At 59.4% G+C, this 13816-nt stretch carries 15 protein-coding genes and 1 tRNA gene; 11 read left to right on the top strand and 5 right to left on the bottom strand.

The genetic code is table 11. The features are described 5' to 3' along the window. Positions 1-143: 143 nt before the first annotated feature. From ACPYOJ_RS03635 to ACPYOJ_RS03605, 7 genes are all read left to right on the top strand, one after another. Positions 144-695, top strand: a complete 552-nt coding sequence (locus tag ACPYOJ_RS03635) for a tetratricopeptide repeat protein (protein ID WP_481415035.1) — start codon at positions 144-146, stop codon at positions 693-695. Positions 696-735: 40 nt separating this feature from the next. After that, the gene (locus tag ACPYOJ_RS03630) at positions 736-1341 is read left to right on the top strand and encodes an RNA polymerase sigma factor (protein ID WP_481415034.1); all 606 of its coding nucleotides are present in this window, start codon (positions 736-738) and stop codon (positions 1339-1341) included. Beyond that, a complete protein-coding gene (locus ACPYOJ_RS03625) occupies positions 1338-2132 on the top strand; it encodes an anti-sigma factor family protein (RefSeq protein ID WP_481415033.1) in 795 nt (264 codons plus the stop codon). The genes ACPYOJ_RS03630 and ACPYOJ_RS03625 overlap by 4 nt, the downstream gene beginning before the upstream one ends. A gap of 75 nt (positions 2133-2207) precedes the next feature. Then, positions 2208-2735 (top strand): hypothetical protein, encoded by a 528-nt coding sequence (locus ACPYOJ_RS03620; protein ID WP_168828479.1) that lies wholly within the window; start codon positions 2208-2210, stop codon positions 2733-2735. Positions 2736-2827: 92 nt separating this feature from the next. Continuing rightward, positions 2828-2992 (top strand): DUF1328 domain-containing protein, encoded by a 165-nt coding sequence (locus ACPYOJ_RS03615; RefSeq protein ID WP_022717247.1) that lies wholly within the window; start codon positions 2828-2830, stop codon positions 2990-2992. 224 nt (positions 2993-3216) lie between these two features. Further along, positions 3217-4839: an ABC-F family ATP-binding cassette domain-containing protein gene (locus ACPYOJ_RS03610; protein WP_481415032.1), complete on the top strand. Its 1623-nt coding sequence runs from the start codon at positions 3217-3219 to the stop codon at positions 4837-4839. A gap of 105 nt (positions 4840-4944) precedes the next feature. Then, on the top strand, positions 4945-5412 hold the full coding sequence (locus tag ACPYOJ_RS03605) for an SRPBCC family protein (protein WP_481415031.1): 468 nt from the start codon (positions 4945-4947) through the stop codon (positions 5410-5412). Positions 5413-5457: 45 nt separating this feature from the next. On the opposite strand, the gene pepT is transcribed toward ACPYOJ_RS03605, so the two are convergent. The 3 genes from pepT to ACPYOJ_RS03590 all read right to left on the bottom strand — a co-directional run bounded on the left by pepT (position 5458) and on the right by ACPYOJ_RS03590 (position 9051). Then, complete coding sequence (pepT, locus tag ACPYOJ_RS03600) at positions 5458-6690, bottom strand: peptidase T (RefSeq protein ID WP_481415030.1); 1233 nt, start codon at positions 6688-6690, stop codon at positions 5458-5460. 135 nt (positions 6691-6825) lie between these two features. After that, positions 6826-8232: a chromate efflux transporter gene (chrA, locus tag ACPYOJ_RS03595; protein ID WP_481415029.1), complete on the bottom strand. Its 1407-nt coding sequence runs from the start codon at positions 8230-8232 to the stop codon at positions 6826-6828. Positions 8233-8238: 6 nt separating this feature from the next. Continuing rightward, positions 8239-9051: a chromate resistance protein ChrB domain-containing protein gene (locus ACPYOJ_RS03590; protein ID WP_481415028.1), complete on the bottom strand. Its 813-nt coding sequence runs from the start codon at positions 9049-9051 to the stop codon at positions 8239-8241. Positions 9052-9312: 261 nt separating this feature from the next. On the opposite strand from ACPYOJ_RS03590, the gene ACPYOJ_RS03585 reads away from it, so the two are divergent. The 3 genes from ACPYOJ_RS03585 to ACPYOJ_RS03575 all read left to right on the top strand — a co-directional run bounded on the left by ACPYOJ_RS03585 (position 9313) and on the right by ACPYOJ_RS03575 (position 11414). Then, positions 9313-9705, top strand: a complete 393-nt coding sequence (locus ACPYOJ_RS03585; RefSeq protein ID WP_481415027.1) for a GFA family protein — start codon at positions 9313-9315, stop codon at positions 9703-9705. Between the two features lie 416 nt (positions 9706-10121). Beyond that, the gene (locus ACPYOJ_RS03580; protein WP_481415026.1) at positions 10122-10580 is read left to right on the top strand and encodes a hypothetical protein; all 459 of its coding nucleotides are present in this window, start codon (positions 10122-10124) and stop codon (positions 10578-10580) included. Positions 10581-10697: 117 nt separating this feature from the next. Next, positions 10698-11414, top strand: a complete 717-nt coding sequence (locus ACPYOJ_RS03575) for a hypothetical protein (protein WP_481415025.1) — start codon at positions 10698-10700, stop codon at positions 11412-11414. Between the two features lie 95 nt (positions 11415-11509). On the opposite strand, the gene ACPYOJ_RS03570 is transcribed toward ACPYOJ_RS03575, so the two are convergent. Both ACPYOJ_RS03570 and ACPYOJ_RS03565 read right to left on the bottom strand, forming a co-directional pair. Beyond that, positions 11510-11824: a DUF6538 domain-containing protein gene (locus ACPYOJ_RS03570; RefSeq protein ID WP_481415024.1), complete on the bottom strand. Its 315-nt coding sequence runs from the start codon at positions 11822-11824 to the stop codon at positions 11510-11512. Positions 11825-11911: 87 nt separating this feature from the next. Then, positions 11912-11985 (bottom strand) — tRNA-Gln (locus ACPYOJ_RS03565). A 244-nt stretch (positions 11986-12229) separates the two neighbouring features. Here ACPYOJ_RS03565 and ACPYOJ_RS03560 point away from each other — a divergent pair. Continuing rightward, positions 12230-13813 carry a Ppx/GppA phosphatase family protein gene (locus ACPYOJ_RS03560; RefSeq protein ID WP_481415023.1) on the top strand — a complete coding sequence of 528 codons (1584 nt, stop codon included), beginning with the start codon at positions 12230-12232 and terminating at the stop codon, positions 13811-13813. The last annotated feature ends 3 nt before the right edge of the window (positions 13814-13816 follow it).

The raw sequence follows: 13816 nt of genomic DNA, 5'->3' as shown, positions 1-13816 counted from the left end.
AAAACGGAGAACACTTGGCACGGCGATTTATTCGGCCGTCAGCGTCACAAAAAGGTGATGCAAAAATCCCTTACGCCGTCCGAATAAAACGAAGGGCAGGAGTGTTCTTTCGGCGCAACGTCATTTTCCACGGAGATATTCCCATGACGACGACCACGACCGTTCGCATTGCTTCTCTCGTTTTTGGCGGCTTCATCGCCGCCTCCATGCTTTCTACCCCGGTTTTCGCAGTCGGCGGTGGTGGTAGCGGCAGCGACGCGAGCACGCCCGTTTGCAAAAAGGGTCAAATCTACGACAAGAAATCGAAGAGATGCGTAAAGCAGAGCAGCGCCAATGTGCCGGACGAGGACCGTACCGATTATGCCTATGCGCTGGCCAAGGCCGCCAGATACCAGGAGGCGCTCGATATGCTCGATACCGTCAAGGATCAGAATAATGCGGAAGTGCTGAATTATCGCGGCTACGCCACGCGCAAGCTCGGCCGTACGGACGAAGGCATCACCTACTACCTCCAGTCGGTAAAGCTCGACCCGAACTATGCGCAGGTCCGTGAGTATCTCGGCGAAGCCTATGTCGTCAAAGGCCGCATGGATCTTGCCAAGGAGCAGCTAGGCATCATCAAGACGATCTGCGGCACCGAATGCGAGCCGTATGAGGACCTCAACGCTGCCATCCTCAATCCGTCGAAGATGTAAATCGAAGCAGGACGCGGGGCAGGCAGGAGGGGATATTCGGATGTCGGTCGCGCGCACGACATTTCCTGCGTATAGTCGCCTGAAAATGGAATCGCCGGCTCAACCGGCGATCTCCGGAAGAAGAACCGGGGCGGAGGCGGCCATCGCGAGCGAAGCGGATATCAGGAAAGGCCTGACAGAGAACTTTGCCAGGCTCTGGCGTTATGGCCTTGTACTCTCGCGTCAGCGTGATGTGGCCGATGATCTCGTGCAACAGACCTGCGTCCGGGCGCTTGAGCGCGCTGCGCAATTCGAACAGGGAACCCGGCTCGATCGCTGGCTGTTTTCGATCCAGCATTCGATCTGGCTGAACGAGATCCGCTCCCGCAAGGTCCGCCAGGGCAGGGGCTTCGCGGATCCGGAAGAAGCGCTGGTCTTCGATGGCGCCCACGACACCGAAACGCACGTCATGGCAAACCAGGTGCTTCGGCAGGTGGATGCGCTTCCGGAAGCACAGCGCAGCGCCGTCTTCCTCGCTTATGTGGAAGGACTCTCTTATCGCGAGGTGGCAGAAGTCTTGGGAATACCGATCGGAACTGTGATGAGCCGGCTGGCGGCAGCCCGTGCGACGCTCTCCGGGGCTCTTTCGAAAGAGGCACGAGAATGAGCAACGATATCCATATTATGCCCTCTGACGAAGAGTTGACGGCCTTCATTGACGGTGAATTGCCGCCTCAGGATGCCGCGCGTATCGAAGCGCTTGCCACAGTCGACGACCACGTGGCCGGGCGGCTGGAATTCCTCTCCCGTAGCAGTCTGCCGTTCAAGGAGGCTTTCGCGCCGCTTCTTACTGCCGCGCCAAAGGCCGAGCTGGAAGCGGTGCTCTCTGCGATCCCCGAGCGGCAGGACACCACAGCCTCGACTTTGACGAGCCGTCGCGGCTTTCTCAGCGCCATTGCTGCCTCGGTTGTCGCGGGCGTCATTGTCGATCGTGCCTACATCGGTCTCAGTCGCCGTCCATCGAGGGAAGAGAGCACGGAATGGCGCGGCGTCGTCGCCGAATACCTCTCGCTCTACACGGCGGACACGCTTGCGGGTCCCGTGCCACCTGCCGATATTCAGAGCGCTCAGCTCGCCCTGCTCGAGGGAAAGCTGGGTCTTGCGCTTTCTCCGGAGAAGGTCGCGTTGCCCGGCGTGGACTTCAAGCGCGCGCAGCTCCTCGAGTATGAAGAAAAACCGCTCGCGCAGATCGCCTATCTCGATCCCGAGACAGGCCCGATGGCACTCTGCATCATCCGTTCGAACAGCGGCGAAAAGTCGCCGGATATCGAGGGTCGCTTGGGCATGAATGTCGTTTACTGGTCCGATAACACCCATGCTTTCATGCTGATCGGTCATGCTCCGGCGGATCGGATGCAGGAAATCGCCGATAGCGTCAGGGCAAAATTGACGGTGTGAAGCCGTCCCGCCATTATGATGACCAGATTGCATGGTGTTGCCGGTCATCTCGATGCGATAGGACCGGTATTCTAAATGGATTGGATCAATCGTTATATTGACGAGCCGCTGCTTTCCGGCGCGGCACGTACGCTGCGGGCTTGGCATGCTTATACGGCGCAACATCCGGAACGTTTGGAACCGGTGTGGAATCTCGCGATGCTTTCGCTGCTTGCGATCGCAAGCCGGTACATTCTCTCCGGCTGGCCTCTTGTCCTGAGCCTCGCGGCATTGTTCATGCTGGCGCTGCCATCCGTCTGGAAGCTGGTTTCCTCCGCGAGAACCGGAGCAGGCGGCTATGACGCCCGGCGCTACAAATCGCTCCGGGCCCGTGCGATCAGCAAACGTGAGGCGGAGTGGTCGTTGCGCATGACGGTTCTCTTCGTTTCGGCGGGCCTGCCGTTCGTGACACGCATCGACGAGCCGGTCGGAGCGGCATTTATGGGTGGCGCATGCATGTGGTTCGTATTGACCGCGCCGGTGAAGTTCTACCTCGAAGCGGCCGAGCCGCCCACCCCCGATCAAGGTGACCGCTCACCTCGGGGCGCCTTTCAGCTCGGCTGACATCCCAGGGGCCGCAGTACTTTCCAAGGCCTTCTGGAACAAATTGCCAAGGATCGCCGTTATTAGGCCAGGATCGGATAGAGGAGTTCACCATGCTGTACTACGCTTTGGTATTTCTCGTCGTAGCCCTGATCGCCGGTGTACTTGGATTCGGCGGCATTGCAGGCGCTTCGGCTTCCATAGCACAGGTTCTTTTCTTCATATTCCTGGTGCTGTTCGTCGTCTCGCTCGTCATGCGCCTGATGCGCCGCGAGTAACGCGACGGATATCTGGAATTCGGAACCCGGCGTTGCGGCGCCGGGTTTTATTTTGACAGATCGGGTCTGCCTCCGCGCTGTCAGGATCTTCGATGTGCGGCGCACAATATTGACGTTCGCCCGAACCCATCCCAAAATAAATCCCGATGCTGAAAATCTGCGACAGGCGGCGCGACACGTGACATAAGGGCGCGCCGAAACCATTCCGGGATGCCCGAACGCCAATGATACGCATCGAAAACATCAGCAAACAGCTTAGCCACCGTATCCTCTTCATTGAGGCTTCTGCGGCTCTCAACAAGGGCGAGAAGATCGGTCTCGTCGGTCCGAATGGTGCCGGCAAGACGACGGTCTTCCGGATGATCACGCAGGAAGAGCACCCGGACGAGGGACAAGTCGCCGTCGAGAAGGGCGTCACCGTCGGCTATTTCAACCAGGATGTGGGCGAGATGGAGGGCCGCAGTGCCGTCGCCGAGGTGATGGATGGCGCAGGCCCCGTGAGCATCGTTGCCGCCGAATTGCGGGCTCTTGAGGCTGCCATGGCCGATCCCGATCAGGCGGACGACATGGAGACGATCATCGAGCGCTATGGCGAAGTGCAGGCGCGCTACGAGGAACTGGATGGCTATGCGCTCGAAGGGCGTGCGCGCGAAGTCCTGGCGGGCCTGAGCTTCAGCCAGGAGATGATGGATGGCGATGTCGGCGCGCTCTCGGGCGGCTGGAAGATGCGTGTGGCGCTCGCCCGCATTCTCCTGATGCGGCCCGATGTCATGCTCCTCGACGAGCCAAGCAACCATCTGGATCTGGAAAGCCTCATCTGGCTTGAGGAATTCCTCAAGGGCTACGAAGGCGCGTTGCTAATGACCTCGCACGACCGCGAGTTCATGAACCGCATCGTCACCAAGATCATCGAAATCGATGGCGGGACATTGTCGACCTACTCGGGTGACTACGGCTTTTACGAGCTGCAGCGGGCACAGAACGAAAAGCAGCAGCAGGCTCAGTTCGAGCGTCAGCAGGCGATGCTCGCCAAGGAGATCAAGTTCATCGAGCGCTTCAAGGCGCGCGCCTCGCACGCTTCGCAGGTGCAGAGCCGCGTGAAGAAGCTGGAAAAGATCGACCGGGTGGAGCCGCCCAAGCGCCGCCAGATGGTCTCGTTCGAGTTCCAGCAGGCGCCGCGCTCCGGTGAGGACGTCATCAACCTCAAGAACGTGCACAAGAAATACGGCAGCCGAACCATCTATGAGGGACTGGATTTCATGGTGCGGCGCCGGGAGCGGTGGTGCATCATGGGCATAAACGGCGCGGGAAAATCGACGTTGCTGAAGCTGGTAGCGGGCTCTGCGGAGCCGGATGAAGGCAGCGTCGCTCTGGGTGCCAGCGTGAAGATGGGCTATTTCGCACAGCACGCCATGGACCTGCTGGACGGCGACCGCACCGTGCTCCAGTCGCTTGAGGATAAGTTCCCCCAGGCGGGCCAGGGCTCATTGCGTGCGCTGGCAGGCTGCTTCGGGTTCTCCGGCGACGATGTGGAGAAGAGATGCCGGGTGCTGTCGGGTGGCGAGAAGGCCCGGCTGGTCATGGCGATCATGCTCTTCGACCCACCGAACCTTCTCGTGCTGGACGAGCCGACGAACCATCTGGATCTGGACACCAAGGAAATGCTCATCAAGGCCCTGTCGGAGTATGAGGGAACGATGCTGTTCGTCTCGCACGATCGCCACTTCCTCGGCGCTCTGTCCAACCGGGTGCTGGAGCTCACGCCTGACGGCATCCACCAGTATGCCGGCGGCTATACGGAATATGTGGCGCGCACGGGCTATGAAGCTCCCGGGCTGCGCAGTTGAGCGCTTGGCCTTCAGCAGGAGTATTTTCAAGCGCGCTCATGTATCATATCGCAAGCGCCTCTTTGTCGGCGCTTGCAGCGAATTAAAGCAGTAGCCGGATGAGCGATGTCATCGACCGAGTTTCATCTTGCGACGGAATGGATCGTCGATTCAGCGGTTGAAGATGTCTGGCGGGTGCTCAATACGCCTGAGACCTGGCCTGAATGGTGGCCGTCCGTGAAACAGGTCGATCTGTTGCAGGAAGGGGACGAGGCAGGCATCGGTTCCATCTACCGGATGCGATGGTCGACCGCACTGCCTTACGACCTGATCTTCGAGATGCAGACGGTGAGGGTAGAGCCGCTCGTGACCATCGAGGGCCGGGCTTCCGGCGAACTCGATGGCATCGGACGGTGGACGCTGCGGCCCGAAGGCTCCAAATGCAAGGTTCGCTACGATTGGATCGTCAAGGTGACAAAGCCCTGGATGGTCAGATTTGCATTCATCCTGCGGCCGGTCTTCAGATGGAACCATAACGTGGTCATGGAACGCGGCCGGCGCGGTCTCGTGCACCACCTAGCGCGCAATCGCTGACAGAAATGTCGCTGTAGCTTCGCGTCTTGAATAGATAGGCAGGCTCTAAGCGCGCTCCGCCCAGATCTTCGCCAGTTCGACGATCGTCCTTACGGCTTTCTCCATGTCTTGCCGGCTGACCCATTCGAGCGGCGAGTGAAAGGCGTGGCCACCGGCGAAGATGTTGGGGCAGGGCAGCCCCATGAACGAAAGCCGCGAACCGTCGGTACCGCCCCTTATGCTGCCGCGCACCGGCTCCATGCCCGCCCGTCGCACCGCCTCGAGGGCGTTTTCGACGATCTCCGGATGACGGTCGAGGATGACCTTCATGTTGCGGTACTGCTGCTTGACCTTGAAGGTGTAGGATGAGCCGGGATAGTCGGCCATGACCTCCCGCACGATCCCCTCGAGCATGGCCTCCTTGGCGGCAAGCCCGTCGTCTTCGAAGTCGCGGACGATGAGGCTGAGGTTTGCCTTTTCCATCGAGCCGGTCACACCCGTCGGGTGAACGAAACCCTGTCGGCCTGCGGTCGTCTCGGGCGCCACGTCCTTCGGTAGCCGGCTGATAATCGCTCCGGCAATCTTGACGGAATTCTCCATCTTCCCCTTGGCGAAACCGGGATGGATCGCGACACCTTGAATAGTGATTTCGACGCCATCGGCCGAGAAGGTCTCATCCTCGATGTGCCCAGGCATTTCGCCATCCATGGTATAGGCAAACTGTGCGCCCAGCTTTGCGAGATCGACCTTGTCCACGCCGCGCCCGATTTCCTCGTCGGGCGTAAACAGGATCTTGATCGTCCCATGCTTGATATCGGGATTGCCGACCAGGTATTGCGCCGCGGTCATGATCTCGGCAATTCCGGCCTTGTCGTCGGCACCAAGCAGCGTCGTGCCGTCGGTGGTGATGATGTCGTTGCCGATCTGGTCCTTCAGTGCCGGATGATCGCTGACGCGAATGACCTGCTGCAGATCGCCCGAAAGCTGAATGTCTCCACCGCCATAGTTGCGCACGACTTGCGGTTTCACGTTCGTCCCTGTGAAATCCGGCGCGGTATCCATGTGCGAGCAGAAGCAGATGACGGGGACCGGCTTGTCGGTGTTGGACGGGATGGTCGCATAGACATAGCCGTGCTCGTCGAGATGCGCATCGGACAGGCCGATTGCCAGCAATTCCTCCACCAGCATACGGCCGAGGTTCTTCTGCTTTTCTGTCGAGGGCTGCGTCGGCGACTTGGGATCCGACTGCGTATCGATGACGACGTAGCGAAGAAAGCGATCGGTAACAGTATCGGTCATGGCGAAATCCAATGATGAGCGTCGGCTATGGACTGCTGTAGCCTTCATCCGTGTCGCGGTGAAGGCATTTTTGCTTTGCCAACGCGTTTGCCACCATGACGACCAGTTATCAGTCGTCGGCCTGATCGCGATCGTCTAACCCAGTGCCACTACTGTCCATCCGACGCCGAGGATAGCCGCAGCAAGAAGCGTCACAATGACGGAGAAGTTGAGACGGAATATCGCAATGGCGGCGAGCACGGTCAAAGTCAGCGACGGCAGGTTGAGCGACGAAAGTACCGGGACATCAAGCCACCAGCTTCCAAAGGTGAGCGTGCGGACCTCTCCAAAAAGAACGTGCAGGCCAAACCAGATCGCCAGATTGAGAATCACGCCGACGATCGCAGCCGTGATCACCGACATGGCTGCGGAGAGTGCCGCGTTTCCCCGCAGTTTTTCGATGAACGGGGCGCCAAGAAAAATCCATAGGAAGCTCGGCAGGAAGGTCACCCAGGTCGTCAGGACCGCGGCAAGCGTGGCCGCCGTCAGCGGGCTCAGCGTACCAGGATCGCGGTGGCCCGCCAGGAAGCCAACGAACTGCGTTACCATGATCAGCGGACCCGGCGTGGTCTCCGCCATTCCGAGGCCGTCCAGCATTTCCCCGGGTTGTAGCCATCCGAATCGCTGGACAGCCTCCTGGGCGACATATGCGAGAGCCGCATACGCTCCGCCGAAACTGACAACAGCCATCTGGCTGAAGAAGATGCCAACTTTGGAGAATACGTTATCAGGGCCGAGAGTGACCCAGAGCCCCGCGACCGGAAGGAGCCACAAAGCGGCCAATGCCCCTGACGTCTTCAGCGACCAGGCCAGATTCGGCCGCGCGTGGAGAGGGACATTTTCGCCCAGAGCCGAGTCTCGGTCTTCCAGAATCTTGCCTGAGCCCGATTTGTGACCGCCGCCAACCTTGAAGGCGGCCACATCGGCACGGCCGCCAAGGAAGCCGATGACACCCGCGCCGACAATGATGAGCGGGAAGGGCACGTGCAGGAAGAAGATCGCGATAAATGCGGCAGCCGCCATGCCGATCATCACATTGTTCGTGAGCGCCCGGCTGCCGATCCGGAACACCGCTTGTATGACGACTGCCAGGACAGCGCATTTGAGGCCAAAGAAAAGCCCTTCGACGAACGTCACGTTACCGAAGAGCACGTAGATATAGCTGAGCGCGAGAATGGACACGAAGCCCGGCAAGACGAACAAAGCGCCGGCAATGACGCCGCCCAGCGTTCGGTTGAGGAGCCAGCCGATATAGATGGCGAGCTGATGCGCCTCTGGACCGGGAAGGAGCATGCAATAGTTCAGCGCATGCAGGAAACGGTGCTCCCCAACCCAGCGTTTTTCGTCGACGATGATGCGATGCATGACGGCGATCTGTCCCGCGGGACCGCCGAAACTCAAGGCGGCGACGCGGGCCCAGACTTTCGTTGCTTCGGACAGGGGAACGATATCGCTCTCGGCCGAGAGAGGTGCGTTTCCTGCCTTTCTGGCCAACTCGGTCATCGTTTCCTATCCCTTCCTCGGATTCGGCCAGTTATGCGTCTCGTCCGTCGCGTCGCGGCACCATCTGTAGAAAGCGTCGTAGATCGTCAAGCCTGCCTCCAGCTGTTCGAGGTCGTCGTCGAACATTCGGGAGAGGCCAAGGGAGGCGGCCAATAGTCCAGGCACTTCCGGTGCGAGGTCTGGCCGCGCCGTATCCGCGCCGCGCACGATCCTCGCGAGATGGAGAATGGGCTTCGACTTCAGGCAGAACTCCTCGACCATCACGTCGAATGTGCAAAGCTCGCCACGATGGCTCCAGAAGACCTCCTCGATGTCGAAAGGCATTGCGCCGAAGCGCTCGCCAACAGCGGGCACCTGACTTGCAGGAACGAACAGAAAGACTGCGGAGGGGTCCACGAAACGGCGGATGAGCCAGGGGCAAGCAATGCGGTCGATCTTCGGGCGAGCCCGTGTCACCCATACCGTCCGGCCCTTTGCATCGCGCGGCGGCAGTTTCTCGTCCGGAACGAGGATGCCTTCTGCCGCGCGCCAGGCCTCGAAACCGCCGTCGAGCACCTCAGCCTGGTTTCCTGCGTACCTCAGATAGGCAGCGACGCCGTGGCTGAGCTTCTCACCCTTCTGGCATATCAAGATCGAAGGGCCGGTGACCTCAGAACTCCAGGCCTCGACCTCACGATAGTCCCGCCGGATAGAGCCCGGGATGAGCCGTGGGTCGTCCGCAAAGTCGTCGTCAGTGCGGACGTCAATAAGCATTGGCACGTTCGGCGTGCCGACGATGCGGGTCAGCTTGTCAGATGTGATTTCGAGATATGACGGCATAGCTGCGTCCCTCCGTTGCTTCGGGGTTCAAGGACGCGATTCTCTAGCTGTCGCCTCGTGGGGTGATCGCTACCCCATGTCCAAAAATTTGCAGCAGCGCTGGTGATTGTCAAGGGGCGGACCACCGAGCGCAATCCCTCCGCATAGCCTAAATTCTCCTTGCCGCGAGCGGCTACGCGTCCTCCGCCACAGCGGAAAATTGCACTGACGGTACAGTTCGTTGTAATTATTCCGCCCGCTTGATTTTGGAGGAGACGCAGCATGGACCGATTCACAGGCGGCTGCCTGTGCGGCAACGTCCGGATTGCGGCGTCGGGACGCCCGTACAGGGTCGGCCTTTGTCACTGTCTCGACTGCCGCAAGCATCATGGAGCCCTTTTTCACGCTTCCGCCGTATTCCCTCGGGATGCGGTGACGATCGATGGCGAAACACGCGACTATGCCGGGCGATTTTTCTGTCCCCGCTGCGGCTCGTCAATTTTCGGATGCACTGCAGACGAAATCGAGGTGAACCTGGGATCCCTGGATGCCCCTGACCAACTGAGGCCGACCTACGAACTCTGGACCGTCCGTCGCGAGTCCTGGTTGCCGCCGTTTCCGCTCAAGAGACGATACGAGCGCGATCGTGATGCCACGGATCGTTTCGAGGAGTAGGTCGCACGAACGGTACGAAGGCGCCGTTACAAGGTGACAGAGACGTATGCCTTCATCGGCATCTCGAACCAGTGTTCCAGGACTGCGCCTTCGACATGGAGGAGCAAGTCCGCGGCGACGTGACCGAACAGTTAGCTGACTGTTGAAGCTAGTGGAAAGAAGATGTTTGGCTGGGGAACCTGGAGCCGGACGGCCGTTCCTAAAAACCGTTTACTTTCAACTTGTTGCTCGATGTCGCGTCAACAATGTGGAGGTAGTTTGTGGGGGTGTCAACAATTGGATGCCAAGGCATGCGATCACGATTCATTCGGGCGATCTTCGGACTTCAATCTAAGGATGAATGCGTCGCTCATCCTTACCGCTATGATGGCTCGTGAGTAACGATTCGGGGGCATGCAGAATGAGTTCAAATCGTAATGGCCAGTGATCAACAGTTGATTCAACTTGCGGAGGTGTTTGTCGAGGCGTTTCGGGCTGCGCTTGTTAGCAGCGAGGAAGTTTTTCGCACACTGCTGAAGAGTTCAGAAAAGGGATTTAGTAGTGGAGCGCATGGCACTGTGGAATTTACCGAGGAATTGCTGGAGGCTTCGCGAAATCTGTCATCCCGAGCGGCTAAAGTTTTCGGCGCCAGTCGTATTCATCAGAAGTCAGTTGAAGAGGTTGCGCGTAGTATCGCCTTTAGCAAGGGCGACACTGACAGTGTGAAGGACATCGCCAAGGCGATAGCAATTGGTATTGGTGACGCGGCGAGTACCGAGTACCGCATCATCCGTCCGAATACGCTTATTCGCTTCATGGGTAGTGTGGATGAGGTCAAGCTTGGACCTGTCCGAATCGTGAAACGTGAATTCATTCGCCAGGATGTAGAAAGCTGATCATCAAAAATCCGGATTTCTCCCCTTGAGCAAGAAAGAAACGCCTTCACCCTTGTAGAGGATGGAACTTCCTTAAACGCGCATATCCATCTCCCGGAGCTTTGCTGGGATGTGTCAGTGCAGGGAATGCCGAAAGGGTTGGAACTACAAGCCCTATGGTTCATCGATGTGGCGATTAGTTTCGTTAGATTGCATTACAAGGAGCCGAAGGGGTTGTTCCCTAAGCTTGCGGATGTTGAACCGCATCCCATATACCCACATCCATTCCAATCCCACGGCTTGAGTATCGGCCCGGAGGGGCCCGCCTTCGGTGGAGGCTCGGCTGCGCCTTGGTACGAATTTGATACCGAAATAATAGATGTTCTGAAAAGCTCCACGGTAGCCCGCGTTGCGGGACAGGTGTTCGATCCCAAGAGCAATACGCTGGCAGAACGTATGCAACAGGCGTTGGGATGGCTGACGCGAGCACGCCGTGCCCAGGAGCCTGCGGAGAGAGTGCTCTTGTTCTTCACGACGATCGAAGCGCTGCTTTCGGGAACTAGCAACGACGGCCCCGTCACTGAAACGATTTCGCGCTATGCTGGCGTGATATGGAGCGAGAAGCCCGAGACTCGGCTGGCATTGTATAAGAGCCTCAAGAAGCATTACAATCTCCGATCGCGCATTGTTCACAATGGCGAGCGAAGCGTGGCACAGATCGAGGTCAACAACGTCCACTATATTGCTTGGATGATAACTCAGATTCTCTTGCGTCGTGCTGACCTTACCGTCAAACACGCAGACTTTATTGAAACCCTCAAGGAAGCAAGTTTCGGCACGAAGCTTGAAATTTGACCTGTTTACGACGATCCCGCCTTGACCCGCACACGCCGTCAGATGAGCATAGAAAAACCGCCGTCAACGGGCTGCAACCGTCGGGCGTTTTTTTATCAAGGTGTTCCAGAATGCTGAACGACATTGCTGACATTGTAAAGCCGCCGTTGACGGCAGTTTGAGCCCCGGGAGCGAAATATTCGCTCCGGAAAACGTCGCAAGCTCCTTTGAAAATCTAATTGTTGACACTGCCGTTCGCATCGAGAGCGGCAAGCCGGACGGGATTGCGCGGCCCGCGCCCTGGCTGTTCTTCGCACGGTGGTCTTTAAGGACCGGTATATCTCTGTTTGCTGGAGTCTAGGCTGAAGGAGAGCGGGTACACGCCGCCGGAAGAAGAGGGAATCGGCTTCTCGCCGCAGGTAGTTGGACATCGCCAAGCGCCCTTGTGGGGGCGCAGCGTGGGGGTATTCCCAGCACTGGCGACACTAAGCTAAGTTATTGAATTAAAACAATGAAATTGGCTGGGGAACCTGGATTCGAACCAAGATCGACGGAGTCAGAGTCCGCTGTTCTACCATTGAACTATTCCCCAGCAGGTGCGGCCGGCGAAGCGGTTGCGCTGGTGTGCGGCGCTTATAAACAAAAGCCGCGAGAATGCAAATACCTGTTTCCAAAAAATTTCCGCGCCGTGAACAGTCGAGGTTGGCGGGTGTAATTTCAGAAATTCAAAAAGAATTTGGTGATTTGAACGGGCGCTGGTATTCTCGCGGCAACGCAAAACTAGTGAGCGCCTGCTGCATACCGTCATGGACTTGCGCGGCGCGTGGAAAACGAACGTGGAAGACCCCGAAGGCGGCGCAAAGCCGCAATTTGACGGGGCGTCGGCGGCAGCGCGAAGGGATGGTAAGAAGTCCCGGCGCCGCAAGGGCAAACGAGGCGGCCAATCCCGCAACGTGGCTCATGCTGCTTGGCAGGCTCCTTCTGGCACATCCGGAGAGGCTGCGCGCCCCATAGAAGTTGCGGCCGAAAATCCGGCCCGCAAGCGCAAACGTCGTCGCCGTGGCAACGGCGGGCAGCAGCATGGCGGGGCTTCCGCAACGATCCAGCAGCGTGAGAAACCGGCTTCGGCCGATCTGGCGGCGCATGCGGGCGAAGAGGCTTCGTCCAGCCGCCGCAACCGGCGCAAGCATCGCGGAAAGCGCGGCATTCAAGGACGTCCTCTGGCGCCCGGCAAGGCTGTCGGTCAGCCGGCGATCGTTCCACAGCCAACCGCCGCCAGAGCTGCCGGCATAGCGCCGGTTCCGGGCATCGCGCGCGCCAATGGGAGTGCCGAGGCTCAGGCCGGCGACGCCTACAGACGCGCCAGCCAGTTTCCGGCTCGCGGACGCGATCGCGCGCTGGATAACCCGTGGCCGGACGAGCTCTATGCCGCGCTCGATCTAGGCACCAATAATTGCCGTCTGCTGATTGCGCAGCCGACCCGGCCGGGACAGTTCCGCGTCGTCGACGCCTTTTCGCGTATCGTCCGCCTCGGCGAGGGGCTTGCCGCAAGCGGCCGCCTCTCGGACGAGGCGATGGATCGCGCCATTGACGCGCTGCGCGTCTGCGCCGGGAAGCTCAAGAACCGTGAAATCCGCCGCATGCGTCTGATCGCCACCGAAGCCTGCCGCCAGGCCGCAAACGGCGAGGCGTTCCTCGAGCGCGTGGTTGCCGAAACCGGGCTCGAACTCGAGATCATCGACCGCGAAACGGAAGCGCGCCTTGCCGTATCCGGCTGCTCGTCACTTGTCGGACGTGAAGCCCGTTCCGTCGTGCTTTTCGATATCGGCGGCGGCTCGTCGGAAATCGCCGTGATCCGCATTGGCGAGAATCGCTTCAGCCGCCTTGCCAACCACATCACCCACTGGACCTCGCTACCGGTCGGAGTCGTTACGCTTTCCGAGCGGCATGGCGGACAGCATGTGACTCCCGAAAGCTTCGAGGGCATGGTGTCGGAAGTGGCGGACATGCTTGCAAGCTTCAGTTGCCCTGAAATCGAAATCGCACAATCCGGTGATTTTCACCTGATCGGCACGTCGGGCACGGTAACGACGCTCGCCGGCGTCCACCTCGACCTGCCTCGCTACGACCGCCGCAAGGTGGATGGCATTTGGCTCTCGGATGACGAGGTTTCGGCCATGCAGGCGAAACTCCTCTCCTGGGACTTTGCAAGCCGCGCCGCCAACCCTTGCATCGGGCCTGATCGCGCCGATCTGGTGCTGGCCGGCTGCGCCATCTTGGAGGCGATCCGACGCCGCTGGCCGAGCCCGCGCATGCGCGTTGCCGATCGCGGCTTGAGGGAAGGCCTGTTGACCGACATGATGGCGGACGACGGAGTCTGGCGGCGTCATCGAAACCGCCGCGGCCAGCGCGCAAGGTAGGGA

It is taken from the genome of Rhizobium sp. SVR5-9E, from assembly GCF_056755095.1.
The sequence above is the reverse complement of the archived record's forward strand: the minus strand, read 5'-3'. Positions and strand labels throughout refer to the sequence as shown.